General features: G+C 47.8%; 23 protein-coding genes and 2 tRNA genes. 11 read left to right on the top strand and 14 right to left on the bottom strand.

Annotation, left to right across the window (positions count from 1 at the left end):
* Window positions 1-42 precede the first annotated feature (42 nt).
* Window positions 43-1,923 (top strand): potassium transporter Kup, encoded by a 1,881-nt coding sequence (locus tag ACVLR6_RS13365; protein ID WP_075167320.1) that lies wholly within the window; start codon window positions 43-45, stop codon window positions 1,921-1,923.
* Window positions 1,924-2,011: 88 nt separating this feature from the next.
* Here ACVLR6_RS13365 and ACVLR6_RS13360 read toward each other — a convergent pair whose 3' ends face one another.
* The gene (locus ACVLR6_RS13360) at window positions 2,012-2,617 is read right to left on the bottom strand and encodes a hypothetical protein (protein ID WP_455995420.1); all 606 of its coding nucleotides are present in this window, start codon (window positions 2,615-2,617) and stop codon (window positions 2,012-2,014) included.
* A gap of 264 nt (window positions 2,618-2,881) precedes the next feature.
* Between ACVLR6_RS13360 and ACVLR6_RS13355 the strand changes: the two genes are divergently transcribed.
* Together ACVLR6_RS13355 and ACVLR6_RS13350 are read left to right on the top strand one after the other, a co-directional pair.
* Window positions 2,882-3,964, top strand: a complete 1,083-nt coding sequence (locus ACVLR6_RS13355) for a DNA/RNA non-specific endonuclease (RefSeq protein WP_016658418.1) — start codon at window positions 2,882-2,884, stop codon at window positions 3,962-3,964.
* A 70-nt stretch (window positions 3,965-4,034) separates the two neighbouring features.
* Window positions 4,035-4,280, top strand: a complete 246-nt coding sequence (locus ACVLR6_RS13350; protein WP_005180612.1) for a hypothetical protein — start codon at window positions 4,035-4,037, stop codon at window positions 4,278-4,280.
* Between the two features lie 20 nt (window positions 4,281-4,300).
* Here ACVLR6_RS13350 and ACVLR6_RS13345 read toward each other — a convergent pair whose 3' ends face one another.
* From ACVLR6_RS13345 to ACVLR6_RS13330, 4 genes are all read right to left on the bottom strand, one after another.
* Window positions 4,301-4,771 carry a transposase family protein gene (locus ACVLR6_RS13345; RefSeq protein ID WP_104470204.1) on the bottom strand — a complete coding sequence of 157 codons (471 nt, stop codon included), beginning with the start codon at window positions 4,769-4,771 and terminating at the stop codon, window positions 4,301-4,303.
* Complete coding sequence (locus ACVLR6_RS13340) at window positions 4,719-5,114, bottom strand: transposase family protein (RefSeq protein WP_075166718.1); 396 nt, start codon at window positions 5,112-5,114, stop codon at window positions 4,719-4,721. The genes ACVLR6_RS13345 and ACVLR6_RS13340 overlap by 53 nt, the downstream gene beginning before the upstream one ends.
* 192 nt (window positions 5,115-5,306) lie before the next feature.
* The gene (gene aqpZ, locus ACVLR6_RS13335; RefSeq protein ID WP_455996195.1) at window positions 5,307-5,954 is read right to left on the bottom strand and encodes an aquaporin Z; all 648 of its coding nucleotides are present in this window, start codon (window positions 5,952-5,954) and stop codon (window positions 5,307-5,309) included.
* Between the two features lie 142 nt (window positions 5,955-6,096).
* A complete protein-coding gene (locus ACVLR6_RS13330; protein WP_005180609.1) occupies window positions 6,097-7,113 on the bottom strand; it encodes an AraC family transcriptional regulator in 1,017 nt (338 codons plus the stop codon).
* Window positions 7,114-7,223: 110 nt separating this feature from the next.
* Here ACVLR6_RS13330 and ACVLR6_RS13325 point away from each other — a divergent pair, with 110 nt between their 5' ends.
* Window positions 7,224-7,856 (top strand): sterol desaturase family protein, encoded by a 633-nt coding sequence (locus ACVLR6_RS13325; protein WP_075167324.1) that lies wholly within the window; start codon window positions 7,224-7,226, stop codon window positions 7,854-7,856.
* Window positions 7,857-8,278: 422 nt separating this feature from the next.
* Here the strand turns inward: ACVLR6_RS13325 and hisF are convergent, their stop codons facing one another.
* Window positions 8,279-9,037, bottom strand: a complete 759-nt coding sequence (gene hisF / locus ACVLR6_RS13320) for an imidazole glycerol phosphate synthase subunit HisF (protein ID WP_075167325.1) — start codon at window positions 9,035-9,037, stop codon at window positions 8,279-8,281.
* Between the two features lie 113 nt (window positions 9,038-9,150).
* On the opposite strand from hisF, the gene ACVLR6_RS13315 reads away from it, so the two are divergent.
* From ACVLR6_RS13315 to ACVLR6_RS13305, 3 genes are read left to right on the top strand one after another with little or no spacing between them, the layout of a single operon-like run.
* On the top strand, window positions 9,151-10,101 hold the full coding sequence (locus ACVLR6_RS13315) for a homoserine kinase (RefSeq protein ID WP_005180603.1): 951 nt from the start codon (window positions 9,151-9,153) through the stop codon (window positions 10,099-10,101).
* 17 nt (window positions 10,102-10,118) lie between these two features.
* Complete coding sequence (locus ACVLR6_RS13310) at window positions 10,119-10,745, top strand: DUF1294 domain-containing protein (protein ID WP_005180601.1); 627 nt, start codon at window positions 10,119-10,121, stop codon at window positions 10,743-10,745.
* 32 nt (window positions 10,746-10,777) lie between these two features.
* Complete coding sequence (locus ACVLR6_RS13305) at window positions 10,778-11,170, top strand: DUF4870 family protein (protein WP_045795233.1); 393 nt, start codon at window positions 10,778-10,780, stop codon at window positions 11,168-11,170.
* A gap of 33 nt (window positions 11,171-11,203) precedes the next feature.
* Here the strand turns inward: ACVLR6_RS13305 and ACVLR6_RS13300 are convergent, their stop codons facing one another.
* From ACVLR6_RS13300 to hisB, 6 genes are all read right to left on the bottom strand, one after another.
* The gene (locus ACVLR6_RS13300) at window positions 11,204-12,139 is read right to left on the bottom strand and encodes a DMT family transporter (protein WP_005180595.1); all 936 of its coding nucleotides are present in this window, start codon (window positions 12,137-12,139) and stop codon (window positions 11,204-11,206) included.
* Between the two features lie 87 nt (window positions 12,140-12,226).
* Complete coding sequence (gene hisA / locus ACVLR6_RS13295) at window positions 12,227-12,958, bottom strand: 1-(5-phosphoribosyl)-5-[(5-phosphoribosylamino)methylideneamino]imidazole-4-carboxamide isomerase (protein WP_005180591.1); 732 nt, start codon at window positions 12,956-12,958, stop codon at window positions 12,227-12,229.
* 178 nt (window positions 12,959-13,136) lie between these two features.
* Window positions 13,137-13,805: a 3'-5' exonuclease gene (locus tag ACVLR6_RS13290; protein ID WP_160242738.1), complete on the bottom strand. Its 669-nt coding sequence runs from the start codon at window positions 13,803-13,805 to the stop codon at window positions 13,137-13,139.
* A gap of 74 nt (window positions 13,806-13,879) precedes the next feature.
* On the bottom strand, window positions 13,880-14,368 hold the full coding sequence (locus ACVLR6_RS13285) for a DUF805 domain-containing protein (RefSeq protein ID WP_104513225.1): 489 nt from the start codon (window positions 14,366-14,368) through the stop codon (window positions 13,880-13,882).
* A 151-nt stretch (window positions 14,369-14,519) separates the two neighbouring features.
* Complete coding sequence (gene hisH, locus ACVLR6_RS13280) at window positions 14,520-15,137, bottom strand: imidazole glycerol phosphate synthase subunit HisH (protein WP_104491710.1); 618 nt, start codon at window positions 15,135-15,137, stop codon at window positions 14,520-14,522.
* Window positions 15,137-15,730 (bottom strand): imidazoleglycerol-phosphate dehydratase HisB, encoded by a 594-nt coding sequence (hisB, locus tag ACVLR6_RS13275; protein WP_005180581.1) that lies wholly within the window; start codon window positions 15,728-15,730, stop codon window positions 15,137-15,139. Before hisB ends, hisH begins: the two co-directional genes overlap by 1 nt.
* A gap of 96 nt (window positions 15,731-15,826) precedes the next feature.
* Here hisB and ACVLR6_RS13270 point away from each other — a divergent pair, with 96 nt between their 5' ends.
* The 4 genes from ACVLR6_RS13270 (at window position 15,827) to ACVLR6_RS13255 (ending at window position 17,503) form a co-directional block, all read left to right on the top strand.
* Window positions 15,827-16,204, top strand: a complete 378-nt coding sequence (locus ACVLR6_RS13270) for a GNAT family N-acetyltransferase (RefSeq protein ID WP_016658426.1) — start codon at window positions 15,827-15,829, stop codon at window positions 16,202-16,204.
* A 198-nt stretch (window positions 16,205-16,402) separates the two neighbouring features.
* Window positions 16,403-16,478: transfer RNA gene (locus tag ACVLR6_RS13265), tRNA-Phe, on the top strand.
* Window positions 16,479-16,611: 133 nt separating this feature from the next.
* Window positions 16,612-16,687, top strand: a tRNA-Phe gene (locus ACVLR6_RS13260).
* Between the two features lie 306 nt (window positions 16,688-16,993).
* A complete protein-coding gene (locus ACVLR6_RS13255) occupies window positions 16,994-17,503 on the top strand; it encodes a hypothetical protein (RefSeq protein ID WP_005180572.1) in 510 nt (169 codons plus the stop codon).
* An 82-nt stretch (window positions 17,504-17,585) separates the two neighbouring features.
* Here ACVLR6_RS13255 and ACVLR6_RS13250 read toward each other — a convergent pair whose 3' ends face one another.
* Together ACVLR6_RS13250 and ACVLR6_RS13245 are read right to left on the bottom strand one after the other, a co-directional pair.
* Entirely contained in the window at window positions 17,586-19,103 is a 1,518-nt protein-coding gene (locus ACVLR6_RS13250; protein WP_005180567.1) for an acetyl-CoA hydrolase/transferase family protein, read from the bottom strand.
* A gap of 207 nt (window positions 19,104-19,310) precedes the next feature.
* A complete protein-coding gene (locus ACVLR6_RS13245; protein WP_005180564.1) occupies window positions 19,311-20,771 on the bottom strand; it encodes an ATP-binding protein in 1,461 nt (486 codons plus the stop codon).
* Window positions 20,772-20,843: the final 72 nt, after the last annotated feature.

Here is a 20,843-nt window from a genome sequence, read left to right as displayed (position 1 = left end):
GCTATTATGCGCAAAAATACGGTCTATCCATGAAGACATTCTATGCAAAGTACTGCAAAAAAAGCCGCCCTGCCTGTGATTACCCTCGCGGCACTGGGCGTAGTTTTTGGTGACATTGGAACGAGTCCACTCTATGCCTTGCGTCAATGTTTCCTGACCGCACATCTGGCCATTTCTGAAGGCAGTGTTCTGGGGATTTTATCGCTGATCTTCTGGTGCATGATGCTGACCATCAGCTTTAAATACGTCACCATCATCATGCGCGCAGACAACAACGGTGAAGGCGGAATCATGTCGCTGCTGGCCTTAAACCTGCGTACCACCCGTATTTCTGAACAGAAGAAAATCTACCTGATTGCACTGGGCTTTATTGGTGCATCGCTGTTTTTTGGTGATGGGATTATTACCCCGGCCATTTCGGTGCTGTCGGCGATTGAAGGGCTGAGTATTGCCACCCCGATGTTTAACCAGTGGCTGATTCCCTTATCTATCGGGATTCTGGCCGGACTGTTTCTGGTGCAGCGTCATGGTACCGGCATCATGGGCACCTTCTTTGGGCCGTTGACCCTGCTCTGGTTCCTGTCGATTGGTGGGGTGGGGCTGTGGAGTATTATCCAGACGCCGTATGTGCTGGCGATGGTTAGTCCGCACTGGGCCATTAACTTTGTGCTGGAACAGCCTTATGTGGCCTTTTTAACCATGGGCGCAGTCATTTTGACCATGACCGGTGGTGAAGCGATTTATGCCGATATGGGCCATTTTGGCCGCTTGCCGATCCGGATGGCCTGGTTTGTGATTGTGCTGCCATGTCTGTTATTGAATTACGCCGGACAGGGCGCCTTGTTGCTGCGTGATCCGGATGCGATTACCAATCCTTTCTATCTGCTGGTGCCGGACTGGGGTCTGTATCCGATGATTGCGCTGGCCACGGCTGCGGCGGTGATTGCCTCACAGGCGGTAATTACCGGTGTATTTTCGATGGTCAATCAGGCTATTCAGCTGCGTTATTTGCCGCGTTTATCGGTCAAGCATACCTCAGAAGTGGAACAGGGCCAGATTTATTTGCCGTTCATTAACTGGGTACTGTTTGTATCGGTGGTGATTCTGATTCTGCTGTTCGAAAACAGTGCCAATCTGGCCAGTGCCTATGGCGTGGCGGTGACCATGACCATGCTCTGCGGCACCATTTTAATTTCCATTCTGGCGTATGGTTTCTGGCGCTGGCCGGTGTGGAAAGTGCTGCTGTTTGCACTGCCTTTTTTAATTCTGGATCTGATTTTTGTCGGTTCAACCTCACTGAAAATTGTCGCCGGTGGCTGGGTACCAATTTTAATTGGTGCCATTGTATTTACCCTCCTGATGACCTGGAAAGATGGCCGTGCCTTGCTGATTCATCATCTGGAAAAAGATGCCTTGCCGATTGAGCTGTTTATTAAAAGTATCAGCATGGGCAATGACACCAAATTTGTGCCGGGTGAAGCGGTATTCTTGACTGGTACGCCGAATATCGTGCCACATGCGATGTTGCATAACATCAAGCACAACAAGGTGCTGCATGAGCGTAATATTATGGTCACGGTGGTGACACGTGATATTCCGTATGTGCCGCAAGAAGAGCGGGTACAGATTGAACGGCTGGATGAACGTTTTTACCGGATTTTTATCTATTACGGTTTTAAAGATCAGCCAAATATTCCGCGCGCGTTAAAGCAGGCCTATGATGATTTGGGCTTTGAATTCGACATGATGCAAATGAGCTTCTTTATTTCACGTGAACGCATTATCAGCACAGTCGGCGAAGGCATGGCACCGTGGCGGGAAAAGCTGTTTATTTCGATGCAGCGCAATACCAGTCCGGTCAGTGACTTCTACCAGATTCCGACCAACCGGGTTGTGGAGCTGGGCAGTCAGATCCAGATCTGATGCAACGGCGTGGTCTCAACGCAACTGCAATAAAAAAACCAGAGCATAGCTCTGGTTTTTTTGGAGGATAAAAGCCTAAAATAGGTCTTTAATTGGCTTCATTCAGGCTTGGGGCTTCAGGTAAGGCTTGAACAGGCGCTTGCATTTGCTCGGCGCCAGCTTCAGGTGCAGCGGCTAAGGCTTCCTGGGTAACATCGGTTTCGGCTTCTATACCATTCACCGGCGCTTCAGCTGAGGAGTCCATCATGGGCGCTGCATTCTGGGCGGCTTCCGCTGCAGGTGCAGTCAACTCTGCTGCGGGTGGTTCAGTAATAGGCTGTGCGCCCTGGGCCAACGGATCAGTTGACTGGCCAGCCGGTACCGGTTGTGAGGTCAGCGCTGATGCATCGGGTGCAACCGCTTGTACCGGAGCATCATGGCCTGGTACCTGGGCGGGTGCATCTGCCGGAATCACATCCAGCTGCGGATTGGTCGGCATCGGCTGAACCACTTGCGGATTGGCTTCAGAGACAATGCGCACCTGACCGCTGGCCACGATATCCTGCAATGAACCCGGCTGACCATTAACCGTGGTCACCACTTTGGCTTTCGATAAGCTTTCCAGGGTATCACCCGGTTGAATGGGAGGTTCGGCAAAGGCAGTTGCACTCATTAAACCGGTAATCAGGCCGGCACCCAGTAATTTGGAATACATAGATTCCTCCATCAAATTTTTATCACACGATTTTTTCGTGAACTACCTTGGCATATAACACTGGCCTGACGCAACGCAGCACACTGAAAGCCATCCAGACTTATCATAAACTGTGTTAAAACTCTGACAGACTGTTACACAGTCACCGCCTGTACAGCGGTTTATTGTCTAATTGTTAAGCGAACAACAGCCAGAACATATACAAGCTGCAGACCCCTTGTTAAGCTCGGCCAATATGTGATTCTTATAGTTTTTAGCAGTGTAATGGCCAGAAAAAAGCGCAGTACAAATCCGCCTCTCTTTCCCTTTTTTCATCAAGGAAGTTTAAAAGTTGTTTTAGGTGTGGTGGCCGCTGGCAGTTTCGCGATTGCCTTTGGACAGGAAAAAATCAGCCAGTGGATGTCCTTGACACCAAGCACTTCGAATAGTGCCTGTCTGGAACAATTTTACCGTGATGTGCCGCCGTATTTAATTAAAGACAGCCTGCGCAAAGACAGTTATCCGCTGTGCTTTAATGGTTTTAACGTGATGTATTCCGGCGTGTCCAAAACCCCGCTGTGGGTGGCTGAAAGTCTGACCCCGGCGCGTTTAAGCCAGAAAATTCCCCGTGAAGACAGTTTCCATGAAGAAGAGCGGGTGAAAGAGCAGCACCGCGCGACCTTGGCGGATTATCGTGGTTCAGGTTATGACCGCGGACATATGGCCCCAAATGCGGATATGTCCAATAAAGCGGCGCAATACGACAGTTTCTCGCTGGCCAATATGGTGCCGCAAGCGCCGAAGAATAATCAGCAGGTCTGGCGTGAACTGGAAGAAGCCACCCGTGCGCTGGTGACCAAGCATAAACAGGATGTGTATGTCATTACCGGGCCGACTTTTAGTGGCAAAAAACTGAAAGCGATTGGTAATGGGGTGATTGTTCCAACCTCGGTGTATAAAGCCATTTACTTACCTAAAACCGGCGCAATTGGCGCCTACTATGCACCGAATGACAATTCCCTGCAGGTCAAAGTGGTCAGCGTCTGTTATTTAGAAGAACAGTTGGGCATTAACCTGTTTCCGCAGCTGACCGAAGAGCAAAAACGCAATACCTATAAATTGCCGCTGACCGCCAACGCGGTAAAAGCCAATAAACCACTGGAATATTCGCATTGGGATGCAGAAAGCCAGTGTGCTGAAGATGTTGCTCCGGAGCAGCTACAGGCCTTACAGCGTCAGTTTAAATCGGGAGGTAGCACGGCCACTGCCAGTGGTACAACCTTGGATGCCGAAACCCAGGATGCCATCATTAAGCAGTTGATTGAGGCCTTGTTGCACTATATCTTACAGTTAATGAATAAAAGCTGATCAGCACATATAAACGGCAGGATGAGCAATTGATCCTGCCACAACAACCAGCATTACGGCCGAGGTGGGTATGTTTAAACCGTTTCAACATGGGACAGAATCTCATGCCATTCATGATCTGACTGTCGAGAATGATCTGGACTGCGTGAATGTCTATGGCAATTTACAGCTCACCAAGGACCAGGCGGGTCTGGCTGCGGCTAAAGCCTTGCAGGCACTGCTGAATGAGGTGGTTGCGGCTCTGGAAAAAGAGCCAAATCTGCCTGAAAAAGTCCAGCGTACCGAAGTACGGGAAATCGAAAATCCTTTTCTTTGACAATAGATTTCTTTCATAAGTCATTTTTTACTCAGCTCCAAGTTATAAATTCCAGCAATTAGATTGAATCTTAATGCTAGTCTTTTGCCTCGATTGCGATATCGCTCAGCAAGAATTTTGAAGGTTTTCAAACTGCCAAATACATGCTCAATTCCAATTCTTCTTTTATTGATTTCCTGATTATAGATTTTTAGTTCGGAATCCAGTTTACAGCGCTTCTTTGCTTTTAATGGCAACAAGCTATTTGGATACACTGTATAAATTCCCTGATAACCCTTATCCGCAAGGATAAATGCACCTGCAGGAATCTGATTCAAGTTACGTTTGAAGAGTTCGAAATCATGTACGGCACCACGACTCGTACATAAACTCAGGATTTTTTGAGTTTGATAATGAATGATGGCCTGTACTTTGAAGGTGTGGGTCTTTTTCTTGCCGCTATAGCTTTTCTTCTGTTTTTTTAGGCCTTTGGATTGGAATTTCTGTGGCATCCACGATCACAACATTCCAATCGATGCCTTCGCCCTCGGGTAAATCTTTGGATAAATTAAAGAGATTGGACCGAATCAGGCAGTCTTCAACATGACGGACAATTCTTGAGGCTGTGGGCTCTGACACGCCATAACTTGTTGCGACATGGAACAATGTTCGGTATTCACGCCAATAGCTTAGACAGAGCAGAACCTGGTCTTCCAGGCTTAACTTGGGCGGTCTGCCTTTGGCAGGGACATGTTTCTTCAATTGCTCAACCATTAAATCAAAGGTTGACCATGAGATGCCCGTGTATCGCTTGAACTGAGGATCAGAAAGCTTGTTTGAATCGATGTATTTCATCTGCAGATTATGCATGAATGCCAAGAAATCTGGAGTGCAAATATCAACCAAAAAGAAGATCGTTTTTTGATTTATGAAAGAGATCTATTCTTCCTGTCTTAGAGGACAGGGTTTTTACGCTCTAACTAATAAACTGTTCATTTAAAATATAAAAAAGCCCACCGAAGTGAGCTTGTAGGACGTGCAGCAAGATTAGTCCTTCTTGCCAACCACTTTATAAATCACCGCGCCAATTACCGCACCAATCATTGGTGCAACCCAGAATAACCAGAGCTGGCTTAAGGCTGCAGTTTCTGCAAAGAACGCTACACCGGTACTACGGGCCGGGTTGACTGAGGTGTTGGTGACCGGAATACTGATTAAGTGAATCAGGGTTAAGGCCAGACCAATTGCAATTGGCGCAAAACCGGCCGGCGCACGCTGATCGGTAGCGCCTAAAATAATAATCAGGAAAAAGGCGGTTAAGACAATTTCAATGATCAGTGCTGAAACGAGTGAATATTGCCCCGGGGATAATTCACCAAAACCATTGCTGGCAAAACCACCGGTGCCGCTAAAACCGGCCTGACCCTGGACAATCAGGTATAAAATCCAGGCCGCGACGACAGCACCCAATACCTGGGCAATGATATACGGGAGCAGTTCTTTGGCTTCAAAACGGCCACCGGCCCATAAGCCCAGACTCACCGCCGGGTTAAAGTGACCGCCTGAAATATGCCCCAAGGCATAGGCCGCGGTTAAAACGGTTAAACCAAAGGCAATGGATACGCCGACAAAGCCAATGCCCAGTTCAAGGAAGGCTGCAGCCAGCACGGCACTACCACAGCCGCCGAATACCAGTCAAAAGGTCCCCAGAAATTCTGCACAATATTTATTCATTTTCATGTCTCCAGAATTTTATTTATGTGATGAAAATTACAAATTGTGAAATATATCACACTATTTTTGTAAAATACTCTTTTTTTATGTGCTTCAAATTAAACTAAAAAGATGAAAGATTGATTAAGTTGTTCTGACGCCATTGCTGTGGAGTGTGCTGGGTCCACTGTTTAAAGGCACGCTGAAAGGCACTCTGTTCCGAATAGCCGAGCAGCAGGGCAATTTCCTGTAGGCTTAAATGTGGATCTTTTAAATATTGTTCGGCCAGTAAGCAGCGTACTTCCTGAATCCGTTGTTGATAGGTGGTGCCTTGCTGCTGTAAATGCCGTTGTAACTGCCGTACTGACAAATTCAGCTGCTGGGCAATATGTTCAATCTGGTACATATTGCGTTGTAAACCGGTCAGAATCGCCTGCTGTAAACGGTGGTCAATCTGGGTGGAATTTGGCAGTTTTTCCAGCAGAGCCTTGGCCTGTTGGAGCAATAAATGCTGTAAGGTCTGATCTCCCTGATAAAAGGGTTTCGACAGTTCCTGCAATGGCATCAGCACCTGGGTTTTTTCCTGGGAAAAACGTACCTTGCAATGAAAATACTGCTCATACAGCGCCACATGCCGTGGCGCCGGATTCTGGAAATGTACTTCATGCAGGCAAATATCCTGAAATTCCATAAAATGTTTCAGGAATTCCACCATCAGCGCAATGGCAATTTCATTGGTCAGTTGCGTGGTCATGGTTGGCGGCAGGTCAGCCCAGCGAATGGAGAGATAATTGCCTTGCACTTCCACCTGTAACGGACTGCCGTCGTAGACCAGCCGGTGAAAGTCATGATAGCGTTGCAGCGCTTCGCCCAGATTGTCACAGGACAGGGCAATATAGGCAATAATGCCCAGATGTTTGGGCTGCACCAGCGCGGCAATTTCCAGTCCCAACGCCGGACGCTGTAGCTGCTGTTCCAGTTCGGTCAGCAAGTCGCGCCAGAGAATATAATCAAAACGTTCCTGATGTTGAACCTGCTGTAATTTTTCTGGAACCGGCAGCTGTTGTGCTTGATAAAAGTCGTACAACAACTGGGCCAAGCCACCATAAATCGAGCCGGTATAATCCTTTATCCGTTGCATAGCTTGTCATTTTATTCTTGTCGTGATTTGTCAATCATATTCAATTTTTCCGTCAATATCTAGCCTGTGCCGACGCTTATAGTGAAGGAAAAGCACAGGAGGACTGGAGCATGTTAAAAGGATTTATTGCAGGTTTATTGGTGGCCAATGCCTTTGAATGGGTGGCACATAAATATGTCTTACATGGTACCCATCGCCCGGGGCAGCCGCGTCACAGTCCGGTGCCACGCAGTATGCGTTCGCATTGGGAGCATCATCGTGAGGTGCGGAAAAATCAGTTTAATGATGAAAGCTATGTGATTGGCTGGTCGCACTGGCGCAATAAAAACGAGATTATTTCGCTGGCCGCCGCCGCGGGTGTGTTTGGGCTGGTCTTTTTCCCGATTTCCAAAGGCATGATGGCCGGCAGCATGTATAGTGCCCTGAATTATTACTATATTCACCGCCGTGCCCATTTGGAGCCAGAGTGGGCCAGAACAAAAATTCCCTGGCACTATGACCATCATATGAACAGCAATCAGGATGCCAACTGGTGTGTAACCAAGCCCTGGTTTGACTATATTCTGGGCACCCGGGTTATATCTTCACCGGATTTGCAGGAGCAGAATCCGCTCGGGATTGCCTTGCCACGGCCGCTGTCGGCGCTATTAAACCGCGGCGCGGAAAAATTCTTCCCGGCCAAATGGGTCGACCGGAATGAAAAGCCATCCCCAGATCTTGAGCCGCTACCCAAAGCCAGTTAATGAGAGGGTTGTTTATCTGCTGAGTAAATTCATCGTTGATTGGCCCAAAGTCAGTATATTCGCGGAACAATAATACTGGATCAATTATGTGATAGAGATCAAATAAAACTGATTGAAAACAACTGCTTTGCAAGCTGTTGTCGTGAATTGTCAATAAAATTGGCGTTGATGGTCAATATCTGTTCAGGGAAGTTTTCTATAGTAAAGAAGCTGAAGATAGCGGCAGAACTTCTGCCTACATCGAAGGTGATTCTGTTGAAATATGTACGTTTTAATGCCAAGCGCTGTAGCAATTCTTGGTTTATAGGGAGTCTTCAAGACTCCTTTTTTTATCTTCATTTTTTATTTGTTTTGCTTTGCCGCATAAAAAAAGAGTGTATGGCTACACTCTTTTCAGTTCTGAAATTTTTGAGCCAATGGGCTTAAAGGCGCATTTCAATACCTTGTGCCGCCAAGTATTGCTTGGCTTCCGGAATGGTGTGCTGACCAAAGTGGAAAATTGAGGCCGCCAGAACTGCATCGGCGCCGCCTTTTAAAATCCCGTCTGCCAGATGCTGTAAATTGCCAACACCGCCAGAAGCAATGGTTGGAATATTGACGTGGTCATTAATGGTCCGCATTAGCGCTAAGTCATAACCGGCTTTGGTACCATCGGCATCCATAGAGGTAATTAGCAGTTCGCCAGCGCCGTAATCGGCCATTTTCACGGCCCATTCAATCGCATCAATCCCGGTCGGTTTGCGGCCACCGTGGGTGAAAATTTCCCATTTGTTGTCGCCGGTTTTTTTGGCATCAATCGCCACCACAATACATTGTGCGCCAAAACGTTGTGAGGCTTCCTGTACAAATTCCGGATTAAACACCGCAGCCGAGTTAATGCTGACCTTGTCGGCACCGGCATTTAGCAATAAACGGATATCTTCGACCTTACGCACGCCGCCGCCCACAGTCAGTGGAACAAACACGGTTTCTGCCATACGCTCAACGGTACGGTAGGTGGTGTCACGGCCATGATGGGTAGCGGTAATATCTAAAAAGGTGATTTCATCAGCGCCCTGTTCGTTATAACGACGCGCCACTTCAACCGGATCACCTGCATCACGAATATCCAGAAATTGCACACCTTTCACCACGCGGCCGTTATCTACGTCTAGGCAAGGAATAATACGTTTAGCAAGCATAATTTTTTCCAGTCATTTCAGCTGATTATGAAACTCACCCACACAAGCGCTACACCTTGGCAGATGGACACGCTATTCTATCAAACTTATGTAAGATTTTTCGCAGGTTTTCTATGTCGGTTTATACGCCTTTGACTTTAAAGGAAGTTCAGGATTTTGCAGCCCCTTATGGACTTGAGGTGGTCGATCTGATTCCGATTCAAGGCGGTATTCAAAATACCAATTACTTTTTGGTGGCTCAGGACGGTACACACTATGTGTTGACCGTGTTTGAAGACATGGATGAACAGGCAGCCGGTGAACTGGTGCCGGTACTGGAACATTTGGGTCAGGCAGGTCTGGCTGTGGCGGTGCCGCTCAGTTATGCTGGCAAGGCCATCCACTCGATTAAACAGAAACCGGCCCAGATTGCGCCGCGTTTAATCGGCGAGCATCCAATGCCGGCCAGCATCGCTCAGGTGGAAGCGATTGCCGTGGCACAGGCCAAAATGCATGTGGCCTTAAAAGATTTTCCTTTAAAACGCGCTTTTGTCCGCGATCATGCGTACTGGCTGGCGGTATCCCAGGAAATTAAACCCAGCTTGAGCGAGGCCGATAAAGTCCTGCTCAGCAAATTGCTGGGACTGTATGAAGCGCTTACCGCGATTTATCCGGACCGTCCAAAAGGGTTTATCCATTCCGATTTATTCCGCGATAATACCCTGTTTGAAGGCGATCAGCTGCAGGGCATTCTGGATTTTTACGAGCTGAATCAGGATGAATGGCTGTTTGATATTGCCATTACCTTAAATGACTTCTGTACTGAGTATCCGCAGGTCAGCCTGAATGAAGACAAAGCCATGGCCTTTTTAAAAGCCTATGACCGCATTCGTCCTTTAACCGAAGATGAAAAAGCCTGTCTGGAGCTGTATCTGGCAATGGCTGCTGGCCGTTTCTGGATGATGCGTTTACAGGTGGCACAAAAAAATGCTTTGCAAGGACGCAGCGGTGACGCAATTTTGCAGAAAAATCCGCTCGAGATGCGTAATATGTTGATTGAACGCTTAAAGTTCGTCACAGCTTAAACATAAAGGGTAGGGAAATGCGCGATCAGGGCCGGTTAATTGAATGGTTTGATGACAAGGGCTATGGCTTTATTCAGCCCAATGATCCGGACAAAGACCGCGTATTTTTGCATATCAAGGATTTTGCCCGTCCGGGGCCGCGCCCGATTGTCGGTTGTGCACTGGATTATCAGGTCATTTTAGATGAACGCGGCCGCTATCGGGCCCAGCAGGTGGTGTATTTAAAAGCCTCGCAGGTCAAGCCGCGTGCTGATGTGGTGAGCAAGCCGCGGCAGCGTCCTGCGGCCAAACGTCCGGCCATGCAAATCCTGTGTGTGGCCTATATTCTCGTGCTGGCGGTACTGACCCTGACCGGTTTATTGCACGGCCTGCTGCTGTTATTGATCAGCCTGATGAATGCACTCAGCTATTGGCTGTATGCACAAGACAAGGAAGCGGCCCAACTCGGTCACCGCCGGATTCCGGAACAGAGCCTGCATCTGGTTTCGGCTCTGGGGGGCTGGCCGGCGGCCTGGCTGGCACAGGAAAAAATGCGACATAAAACACAAAAACAACCTTTTCGTAAAATTTATTTTTGTACAATCGGTTTAAACATTCTTTTGATTTTATGGTTTATTTCTCCTTTTAATCTGTTGACGCTCTGAGCATAGCGGGGCGGGGAGTGCAGGACAACAATATGAATACTTCCATTGACCGTGACCCGAATCGTAGTCTGACTTTTATTCTGTATCTTCTGTATATCGTGGCGATTTTTAGTGCCGGCTTGCTAGCAATCGTCGCGCTAATCATCAATTATGTAAAACGCGGCGCGGTACGCGGTTCGATTTTTGAAAGCCACTTTACTTGGCAAATTCGCAGCTTCTGGTGGTATCTGTTCTGGAATATTGTGGCCTTTGTACCGTTCTTTTTTATTTTCTTTATTGATGAAGATCCGACCCGCTTTGCCCAGGTGATTTTTGGTGCTTCGGCCTTCTGTCTGGCGGTGATTGGCCTGTCCTGGCTGTGGATTGTCTATCGGGCTATTCGCGGTATTATGCGCCTGAATGACAATGAGCCGATGTATTCTTAAATATCTGAATCATCAGACCGATCTTCCCGAAATTTAGTCCGGAAGATCGCTCGCTGATGGGGTGTGCTGCTGTTTCTGACGCAGAAATTTTGGTTTCCATTCACTGATAATCACGCCCAGCACCACCAGAAAACCACCGACCAAAGCCATAAACGGTAAACGCTCGCCGGCCAGACGGCCAAACAGCGACGCCCATACCGGTTCGCCAGCATAAATAATTGCCGCCTGTGCCGGGCTGACTGCACGCTGCGCCCAGTTCATCACCAGCTGAACCAGTGCACTGGCCAGACCTAAACCGCCCGCCAAGAGCAGCAGCATCCAGGAAAATTGTGGCAGTTGCTGCTCACCGACCAGTGGCATGGCAAGAAAGGCAAACAGGGAGGCGAACAGCAGTTGAATCACCGTGACCCGTTGCAGATTGACCCGTCCGGCAAAATGGCTGATCAGGATAATTTCCAGTGCAATCGCAATGGCGCCGAGCAGGGTAATCAGCTGACCAAAACTCAGCTGTAGCTGCCCCAAACCATTGCCGGTCAGTAAAACCAGCCCGATAAAGGCACAGCTAGCGCCCAGCCAGATCATGATATGCAGCCGTTTCCGGAACAGCAGCCACAGTAAGATCGGCACCAGCGGCACATATAATGCGGTTAAAAATGCCGATTCACTACTGCTAATGGTTTGCAGCCCCACGGTTTGCGTACCATAACCAACGGTCAGGCTGGCCCCAATCAATGCACCGGCCCAGAGTTCTTTGGCTTGCACAGCGCGTAAATGCGGCAGTGAAATCAGCGCGACCGCCAGTGCAGCGGCGGCAAAACGGCAGCCGACAAAAAACATCGGGCTGGCATAATTCAGCGCCAGCTTGACTGCCACAAAGGTACCGCCCCACAGCATGGTAATCATGATCAGAGCCAGTTGCGGCGCTTTGCTGTTAAGTGTAGTTTTAAGGTTCACAGGGGCATCAGACATGGCAGATCAGCGAGTATTCAAAAAAAGACATCAACCCGGTGAGGGCATAAAAAAAGAGGCCCGAAGACCTCTTTCTGACAGCAGCACTTAGAGGGCTTGCTCATCCAGCAGCAATTGCGCTTCACGCAAATTCAGGCTGCCTTCATAAATGGCACGACCGGTAATCGCCCCTAAAATGCCCGGTTGGCCTTTTAAGTTACGGACATCATCCAGATTGGTCACGCCGCCTGAAGCAATCACTGGTAAACCTGAATATTGCGCCAGATTGACAGTCTGCTCGACGTTTACGCCTTGCATCATGCCGTCACGGGCAATATCGGTATACACAATGCTGGAGACACCGGCATCGGCAAAACGTTTGGCCAGATCGGTGGCTTTCACTTCAGTCACGTTGGCCCAGCCATCGGTCGCGACCATGCCATTCATGGCATCAATGCCGACAATGATATGCCCGGCGAATTTTTTGCAGGCTTGTTCGACAAATTCTGGCTCTTGAACGGCTTTGGTGCCAATAATCACAAAAGATACGCCTGCATCGAGGTAGTGTTCAATGGTTTCAAATGAGCGAATACCGCCACCAATCTGAATTGGCAGGTCTGGCTGTGCCTTGGCAATGGCCTCGACCACCGGTTTATGGATTGGGGTACCTGCAAAAGCGCCATTTAAGTCGACCAGATGCAAGCGACGCGCACCTTCATTGACCCAATGCTGTGCAGTGGCCACCGGATCATCAGAAAATACGGTATCGTCTTCCATACGACCTTGTTTTAAACGGACACATTTTCCATCTTTCAGGTCAATTGCAGGGATGATCAGCATGCTTTCGCTCCTTGCTTCATCGGTTAAATTTCTTGCCGCCCATCTTAGCAATAAACGAAAATTTTCTAAATGCTATATTTGCATGCAAAAATAAAAACAGCCTGTGCTGTGTCAGGCGGTCAACAAAGGTTCGATGAAGAAAATCCGGCTGTCTGTGCAGCTTGATCTTCAAAGCGGTTTAGGGCGGGGTTTTAGATGGCCGGATTCTGAGTTTGAGCGAGGTATTGGGAATCTGTTTCGGCAACAGGCCCAAACGCAACAATTCTTCAAAAACCAGTACCGGGGCATAAGCATCGGCGGCGGCATATTCTATTTGTGCTGTGCTTAATACCGGATTGGCCCAGTTCGAGGTGCTGAGCCGTTTGCTTTTGGGAAAATAGACCTGAAACAGCAGCGCCATGGCATGTTTTAATCCGACCGGGTTTTTAAAGCCAAAGCTGTGAAAGCATTTGGACAGTTCCAGCACACTGTTCAGTTCTACGCCTTTTTTGCGAAACAGATGGGCATCATTTTTCAGGCCAAAGCCGACTTTAATCTGGTCACGGTTGGCGAAGATTGGCTTAAGAAAGTTCCAGATTTCCTCATTCATCTGAAACAGATAGGCCCGATCTAGTGTGGCCAGCTGAATCAGGTGCGGGCCATCCGACACTTCGCCACTTTTAAAAATCGGTTTGGATTCCGAATCAAAGCCGAGTACCGCTGCAATATTCAGTTCATGCGCATAGTGCTGACATTCGGCCAGCGTTTGAATCAGATGAATTTTAGAGGGTGGCAGACTTTGAAAGCGCGGCAGCTGTTCCAGCTGGCTGGAAGAGGGCATATGGGGTGATGTTGAAGATAAGCTCATGCCATCTTTTCCTTGGGCTGGCGATAAAAATAAGGCCTGAATTGTCAGGCCTTATTTTAAGCAAGCGGGACCTTTTAGGCCAGCACTGCGCCAAAGATGGCAAACGCAAATAGCAACACCAGTAGAATAATATAAATCCAGGCCAGCGCCGCTTCCCAGCCAGCCGTGGCACGTGGCGGGCCATAGCTGTTAACACGTTGATCACCCGGGGCGAAAAACAGATACAGCATCAGCAACAGGTTGGCCACTGGAACCAGCATCAGTAACGATAGCCAGCCGGTATGGTTACGGTCATGCAGACGGCGGATGGTGAAAATAAACATCAGATATAACACCCCCAGATAAATCAGTGCGCCCAGCACCAGTGGGGTGAGCGGAATGCCGCCAGCAGGGTCAATATTCATCAGCCCGGGAAAGAGCAGGGCCAAAACCAGAAAAACCGGAATCATTAACAGTGCAATCAGGCAGTTCCAGGCCAGATAGGAGAAACGTCCAAAACGCCCCGCCGCGCTGAGTGCCGAATCTTGTGTCGTGATGTGTTGGGTATGAGTGGTGCTATGCATTTTTGAATTACCTGTTTTATTTTTATTGAGTTGTATAAAAAGCAGTCAAATATTACTAAAAATTGCTTAAAAAAGAAAGAAATAAAAAATAGGTGAAAACAAAGCCGGGACGAACCCGGCTTTATACATCTTGCGCAACAGAGGAAGGGTGTTAAATCTTCCAGTCGACAAAGTTCTTTAACAGTTGCAGACCAGCAGTATGGCTTTTTTCCGGGTGGAACTGGGTCGCGAACAGGTTGTCTTTGTGCAGGGCGGTACAGAATTGCAGCCCATAGTCACAGGTCGCTGCCACAATTGTGCTGTCTTTCGGCTCGACATAGAAGCTGTGCACGAAATAGAAACGTGCATCCTGTTCAATGTTGTTCCACATTGGATGGCTCGGGTCAACCTGATGCACCTGGTTCCAGCCCATGTGTGGCACTTTTAGACCTTCAACCTCCGGGAAGCGTTTTACCACCCCTTCAAAAATACCCAGTGCATCGGCACCGCCATTTTCTTCGGAATGTTGCATCAGCGCCTGCATACCCACACAAATGGCCAGTACTGGTTTATTAAAAACCGCCTGACGTACCACGTCATCAATCCCGGCTTCATGCATGCCTTGCATACAGTCACGCATGGCACCGACACCCGGAAACACGATTTTATCGGCCTGGGCAATCAGTTTCGGGTCATTGGTGACATCCACCGTAGCACCGACGTGTTCCAAGGCTTTGGCGGCAGAGTGCAAATTCCCCATGCCATAATCAAGAAGGGCAATACGGGTCATTACAGGGTACCTTTGGTCGATGCCACAGTATTGGCAGCACGTGGATCAATTTCACAGGCCATACGCAGTGCGCGCGCAAATGCTTTAAACACACTTTCAATCTGGTGGTGGCTGTTTTTGCCTTTCAGGTTGTCGATGTGTACGGTCATTAGCGAGTGGTTCACAAAGCCCTGGAAGAATTCAGAGAATAAATCGACATCAAAACGGCCAATGGTGGCGCGGGTAAATGGTACATCCATAAATAGGCCCGGACGACCAGATAAATCCACCACGGCACGGCTTAAAGATTCATCGAGTGGGGCATAGAAGTGACCATAACGCTTTAAGCCTTTTTTATCGCCCAGTGCCTGTGCAAAGGCCTGACCCAGGGTAATACCACAGTCTTCTACGGTATGGTGGTCATCAATTTCCAGATCGCCATCACAATGAATATCAATATCAAACAAACCGTGTCGCTTGATTTGATCAATCATATGGTCTAAAAATGGAATACCAGTGTTGAGTGTGCCTTGACCGGTACCGTCGAGGTTTAAACGAACTCGAATTTTGGTTTCGTTAGTGTTTCTTACCACTTCACTGATACGCTCTGTCATGGACACGTTCCTCAAAAAACGTTAAAAATGATGGATGTAAAAATGTTTCGCTGCGACGAAGTCCCAGCATATTAGATTGCTCAGGAGGGTTAATCAATGCCTATTACCGTACATGCTTATACTTCACTGGAAAATGATGAAGTGCGCAGCCAGCTTGAGCGACTGTATGACACCAGTCCAGAGTTTGGTGATGGCCAGGATGCGGTAGAGCAACTCGAGCAACATCTGAACCAGTATACCCTACTTTATACCGCAGAATTTAATACAAAATTAATTGGTGCAATTTGGTGTACCGGGCAGGGCGAAAGCAGGACCCTGGAATATATTGTGGTGCATCCGGCCAATCGTGGTCGCGGTGTGGCCGAGCGTCTGGTCAGTGAAGTCTGCCGCATGGAAGAAGCCAAAGGCGTGAATCAGTTTGAACCGGGCTGTGGCGCAATTCACCGCTGTCTGGCACATCTGGACAAGCTCTAAGCGAGTTAAAATGAAATTCAAGAGAGGCTAATCGCCTCTCTTTTTTTATCTGCTGGCCTGCAAATGACTGGAATCATGGGCGTTTCACTTAAAAAATAAGCAGACAGCGTACAAAATGCTGTAAAAGTAAACAAATACTTGAATTTATGCAAAAGCTGCTTGACGGCACCGGGCGGAGATTGTTTAATACGCGTCATCGGCGTGATAGCTCAGTTGGTAGAGCAACGGATTGAAAATCCGTGTGTCCCCAGTTCGATCCTGGGTCTCGCCACCATATTCAAACGTTTAAACGTTTTCAATCCCTGATCCCATCAGGGATTTTTTTTGGGTAAAAAATACTCGATTAAATAAAAATGTCATGATTTATATTGACTAATTTCCCCAGATGCGGCTTAATACACGGCATCGGCGTGATAGCTCAGTTGGTAGAGCAACGGATTGAAAATCCGTGTGTCCCCAGTTCGATCCTGGGTCTCGCCACCATATTCAAAAAGCCCCTGCATTGCAGGGGCTTTTTTTATGGCATTTAAAAATGGCAGCATGATCTTTCATCTTTCATCTTTCATCTTTCATCTTTCATCTTTCATCTTTCATCTTTCATCTTTCATCTTTCATCTTTCATCTTTCATCTTTCATCTTTCATCTTTCATCTTCAAGATTCACTGGGTCTGATCAGATCGGGAACACAGTTACGCTAATAACAGCTCAATAACACGAATCCTGCTGAATAAGATTGCATTCTGGCGCTTAATAGAGAGACATGTTTCATTACTGTTCAGGAGGCCGTGTATGACGCGCTTTCAGATGTTCTCCTCGACTGTAATGATTATGCTGGGAATCGGCTCAACGTCGGTCTGGGCGCAACCCGAGCGTCTAGCAACGCTTCAGGTCATGGCAGAACCTGAACTACGTCAGGAAGTGGGCTTTATTCCGTATCAGGAAGATCGTGCAAAGCGTAAGGCATTACAGCACCGGATCATGCAAATTCAGCAGGACACTCAAAACCGGGTCATTGACCCGGACCCGCCTGTTCTCATTACCATGCCGGCCAAAGAACCGGTCAATATGGATCACCTTTCTCCCGCGTTGCAGCAGCATATTCTGGCGATTGCCGCCGGTCTGCAGTCGGATAACCCGCTACGTGGCCTGGAAACCCTGCTGGCGCCATTTCGTGGCCCGGATGGGCAGATTCAGCTTGATTTACCCAATGTTTCGTTAGGCGTGGTCGATTATGAGATGAATCTGGGCAATAGCTTGTTCCCCGATATTAGCTCACAGTTACGCAACCCGACCCGATAATAGATGACGTGACAGGGGAAACTGTCCAGCCATAAAAAAACGCTCCAGAGGAGCGTTTTTTTAGATCTGATTCAGGCCGAGATTAAGCCGTTTTTACCGCTGCTTCTTGGGCCAGCATGTGACCATTTTCTTCGAAGTTGCTGTGCCAAGCCAACGCTTCACGTAACAGGTGAGGAGTGTGGCCGCCTTTTGCACATGCGCGGTCGAAGTAGTCGTTTAATGCATCACGGTACATTGGGTGTGCACAGTTGTCGATAATCGCACGAGCGCGCTCACGCGGTGCCAGACCACGAAGATCGGCAAGACCCTGTTCAGTCACCAGAATGTCAACGTCGTGTTCTGCATGGTCAATGTGTGATGCAAATGGAACAACAGATGAAATGTCGCCACCTTTGGCAATAGACTTGGTCACGAAGATGGCCAGGTGTGCGTTACGCGCGAAGTCACCTGAACCACCAATACCGTTCATCATTTTGGTGCCGCATACGTGAGTGGAGTTCACGTTACCGTAGATATCGAATTCAAGCGCAGTGTTGATGCCGATAATACCTAAACGACGTACCAGTTCAGGGTGGTTTGAAATTTCCTGTGGACGCAGAACCAGTTTATCTTTGTACTGTTCTAGGTTGTTAAATACTTTCTCGCCGTATTTCGCAGACAGGGTAATAGATGAACCTGAAGCGAACTTCATTTTACCGGCATCAATCAGTTCGAAAGTACAGTCTTGCAGTACTTCTGAGTACATGATCAGGTCTTCGAAGTTTGATTCTTTCAAGCCGGTCAATACTGCGTTAGCGATTGAACCAATACCTGCTTGTAAAGGACCGAGGTTTTTCGGTAAACGGTCTTCAGCTACTTCTTTTTCAAAGAATGCGATCAAGTGGTTGGCAATTGATTGAGTCTCGTCATCTGGTGCAGTGACAGTTGATGGAGAGTCATGTAATTCGCTGTTAAATACGATACCAACGATTTTTGCAGGATCGATGTTAATTGCTTGAGTACCGATACGCTCGTCAACTTTGGTCAATGGAATTGGTTGACGGGTTGGACGATAGGTCGGGATATAAATGTCGTGTAAGCCTTCAAATGCCGGGCTTAAGTTGGTGTTAATTTCAACAATGACTTTTTCAGCAAAAATTGCAAAGCTTGCAGAGTTACCTACAGAAGTGGTTGGCACGATGCCGCCATCTTCAGTAATTGCAACGGCTTCAATTACCGCTACATCTGGCTTTTTCAGCTGCTGGTTACGCATTTGCTCAACTGTTTCAGACAAGTGCTGATCGATGAACATGACTTCGCCTTTGTTGATGGCTTTACGTAAAGTGTTATCCACTTGGAAAGGCAGACGACGTGCCAGTACACCGGCTTCAGTCAGTTGTTTGTCGAGATCGTTCCCTAAGCTCGCACCAGTAATTAATGTAATTTTTAGAGGATTCGCTTGTGCTTGTTTCACTAAAGCCAAAGGAACAGCTTTCGCTTCACCGGCACGTGTAAAGCCACTCATACCAACAGTCATACCGTCTTGGATGAATTGAGCAGCTTGCTCCGCACTCATAACCTTGTCATGTAGGGAAGCTAAACGGATGCGATCTAGGGACATGGTTTACTCTCGTTTGAAAAATCAGAACTGATGGCGATTGTACCCATCAAAAAAGCCATTTTGCATACCTGTTAGGCTAAGGTCTAATTTTTTCAAAAAATGCAGGTATAAATATATTTGATGCTTTTTATCTTGTTGAAAATTCAATAATAAAAATTAAAAGCCAAATCTTCACCAAGAACTAATTGATCAATGTTTAATCATGATTTAGAAATGTTCTGTAATACTTTGCTTAATTTTTTCTAGGGTGCTGCTGTTGTTTTTTTCATCATCTGGCTGTTCGGGCAGCGGTAAAGAGATGATGACTTCCAGTCCACCGTGCTCGCGATTGCGAATAATCAGCTCGCCTTGGTGAATATCGACAATCCGTTTCACAATGGCCAGACCTAAACCGCTACCTTGGACGGTACGTGCGGCATTCCCACGCACAAAAGGCTGCATTAAAGATTCAATCTGATCTTCAGGAATGCCTTCACCATGATCGGCCACACTAATGCAGATAAACTGTTCCTGCACCTTGGCAGACAGCTCAATCGGTTCAGTGCCATAACGCTTGGCATTGTTAATCAGGTTGCCAATCAAGCGTTTCAGCGACAGGCTGCGTGCCTGCAAAATCGGTAATTCTTCCGGGCTAAAGCGAATGTCCAGCGGTTTAAACTGGATCACCAGTTCCTGTAACAAGGCATTTAAATCGGTATCTTGCAGTTCTTCATCCGAGCCATCACGCATATAGGAAATGAACTGGTCCAAAATGGCGTCCATATCTTCGACATCGTAAATCAGGCCTTCTTTTAAAAAGTCTTCATCCGGCATCATTTCTGCACTCAGGCGAATCCGGGTCAGAGGCGTGCGCAGGTCATGCGAAATTCCGGCCAGCATAATCCGGCGGTCACGCTCGGTCTGTTCCAGGGTAAAAATCATCTGGTTAAAAGCCTGATTCACCTGACGGATTTCCAGTGGGCCGTGGTTGGTTTCTAAATAAGGCGCTTTGCCGGTTTGACTATAGGTGTTGGCCGCTTCCTGCAAACGGCGTAATGGCCGGTTCAGCTGACGCACCAAGGTCAGAATAATAATCGCAGACAGCAGTGGAATGCCGAGCAGCCAGCCAAACACCAGTTCCGGGCTGTAGTTGGCATAGGTTTTTAATGGTTCACGAACCCAGTGGCCGTTCATTTCCGGCGTTTGAATCCAGATGCGTGGGCTGGGCTTGAACTGGAAATACACGGTTACATCATCGGCTTTGAGTTCATTGGCCAGTTTTTTCTCGATTTGTCGGGTAAAGAATTCGGCAATAACCTTGTCACGGACATTCGGATATTCCTTGGGATCGGTAATGTATTCAATCCCGACCCGGTTTTTTAGCCAGGCATCCACATCGACTTCGGCATCATTATGGAAAATCCGTAATTCCGGATTGTTTAGAATTTCCAGTTCAACTGCCAGATAACGGGCATGTTGCTGGATTTCCGGCAGATACAGGGTACGCCAAAAGAACCATAGTGACATAAACAGACTGAAAATCACCACAAACAGCACCAGCACGGTGGTCCGCATGGCAGCCGAGCGCGGTTTGATTTTATCCAGAAAGCGTTCCCACGGTGTGCGTTTGCGTTCTGAATAGGTTTCAAAGTCGGTAAAGTCTTGTGGATCGATGGGGTCGAGTTTCACAATGAGTCCTTTTTAAAAAGGGAAAGTTCTCCCCCAAAATTGGATACGCGTTAGGTCATCCGCAACTGTTTG

This window comes from Acinetobacter sp. T63 (assembly GCF_053852345.1).
Note: the sequence above shows the minus strand (reverse complement) of the source record. Positions and strands in the feature narration are given on the sequence as shown.

Coding starts and splice junctions, on each gene's coding strand:
- ACVLR6_RS13365 (WP_075167320.1), top strand. CDS start 43: ATGCAAAGTACTGCAAAAAAAGCCGCCCTGCCTGTGATTACCCTCGCG.
- ACVLR6_RS13360 (WP_455995420.1), bottom strand. CDS start 2,617: ATGTATTCCAAATTACTGGGTGCCGGCCTGATTACCGGTTTAATGAGT.
- ACVLR6_RS13355 (WP_016658418.1), top strand. CDS start 2,882: ATGGCCAGAAAAAAGCGCAGTACAAATCCGCCTCTCTTTCCCTTTTTT.
- ACVLR6_RS13350 (WP_005180612.1), top strand. CDS start 4,035: ATGTTTAAACCGTTTCAACATGGGACAGAATCTCATGCCATTCATGAT.
- ACVLR6_RS13345 (WP_104470204.1), bottom strand. CDS start 4,771: ATGCCACAGAAATTCCAATCCAAAGGCCTAAAAAAACAGAAGAAAAGC.
- ACVLR6_RS13340 (WP_075166718.1), bottom strand. CDS start 5,114: ATGAAATACATCGATTCAAACAAGCTTTCTGATCCTCAGTTCAAGCGA.
- ACVLR6_RS13330 (WP_005180609.1), bottom strand. CDS start 7,113: ATGCAACGGATAAAGGATTATACCGGCTCGATTTATGGTGGCTTGGCC.
- ACVLR6_RS13325 (WP_075167324.1), top strand. CDS start 7,224: ATGTTAAAAGGATTTATTGCAGGTTTATTGGTGGCCAATGCCTTTGAA.
- hisF (WP_075167325.1), bottom strand. CDS start 9,037: ATGCTTGCTAAACGTATTATTCCTTGCCTAGACGTAGATAACGGCCGC.
- ACVLR6_RS13315 (WP_005180603.1), top strand. CDS start 9,151: ATGTCGGTTTATACGCCTTTGACTTTAAAGGAAGTTCAGGATTTTGCA.
- ACVLR6_RS13310 (WP_005180601.1), top strand. CDS start 10,119: ATGCGCGATCAGGGCCGGTTAATTGAATGGTTTGATGACAAGGGCTAT.
- ACVLR6_RS13305 (WP_045795233.1), top strand. CDS start 10,778: ATGAATACTTCCATTGACCGTGACCCGAATCGTAGTCTGACTTTTATT.
- ACVLR6_RS13300 (WP_005180595.1), bottom strand. CDS start 12,139: ATGTCTGATGCCCCTGTGAACCTTAAAACTACACTTAACAGCAAAGCG.
- hisA (WP_005180591.1), bottom strand. CDS start 12,958: ATGCTGATCATCCCTGCAATTGACCTGAAAGATGGAAAATGTGTCCGT.
- ACVLR6_RS13290 (WP_160242738.1), bottom strand. CDS start 13,805: ATGAGCTTATCTTCAACATCACCCCATATGCCCTCTTCCAGCCAGCTG.
- ACVLR6_RS13285 (WP_104513225.1), bottom strand. CDS start 14,368: ATGCATAGCACCACTCATACCCAACACATCACGACACAAGATTCGGCA.
- hisH (WP_104491710.1), bottom strand. CDS start 15,137: ATGACCCGTATTGCCCTTCTTGATTATGGCATGGGGAATTTGCACTCT.
- hisB (WP_005180581.1), bottom strand. CDS start 15,730: ATGACAGAGCGTATCAGTGAAGTGGTAAGAAACACTAACGAAACCAAA.
- ACVLR6_RS13270 (WP_016658426.1), top strand. CDS start 15,827: ATGCCTATTACCGTACATGCTTATACTTCACTGGAAAATGATGAAGTG.
- ACVLR6_RS13255 (WP_005180572.1), top strand. CDS start 16,994: ATGACGCGCTTTCAGATGTTCTCCTCGACTGTAATGATTATGCTGGGA.
- ACVLR6_RS13250 (WP_005180567.1), bottom strand. CDS start 19,103: ATGTCCCTAGATCGCATCCGTTTAGCTTCCCTACATGACAAGGTTATG.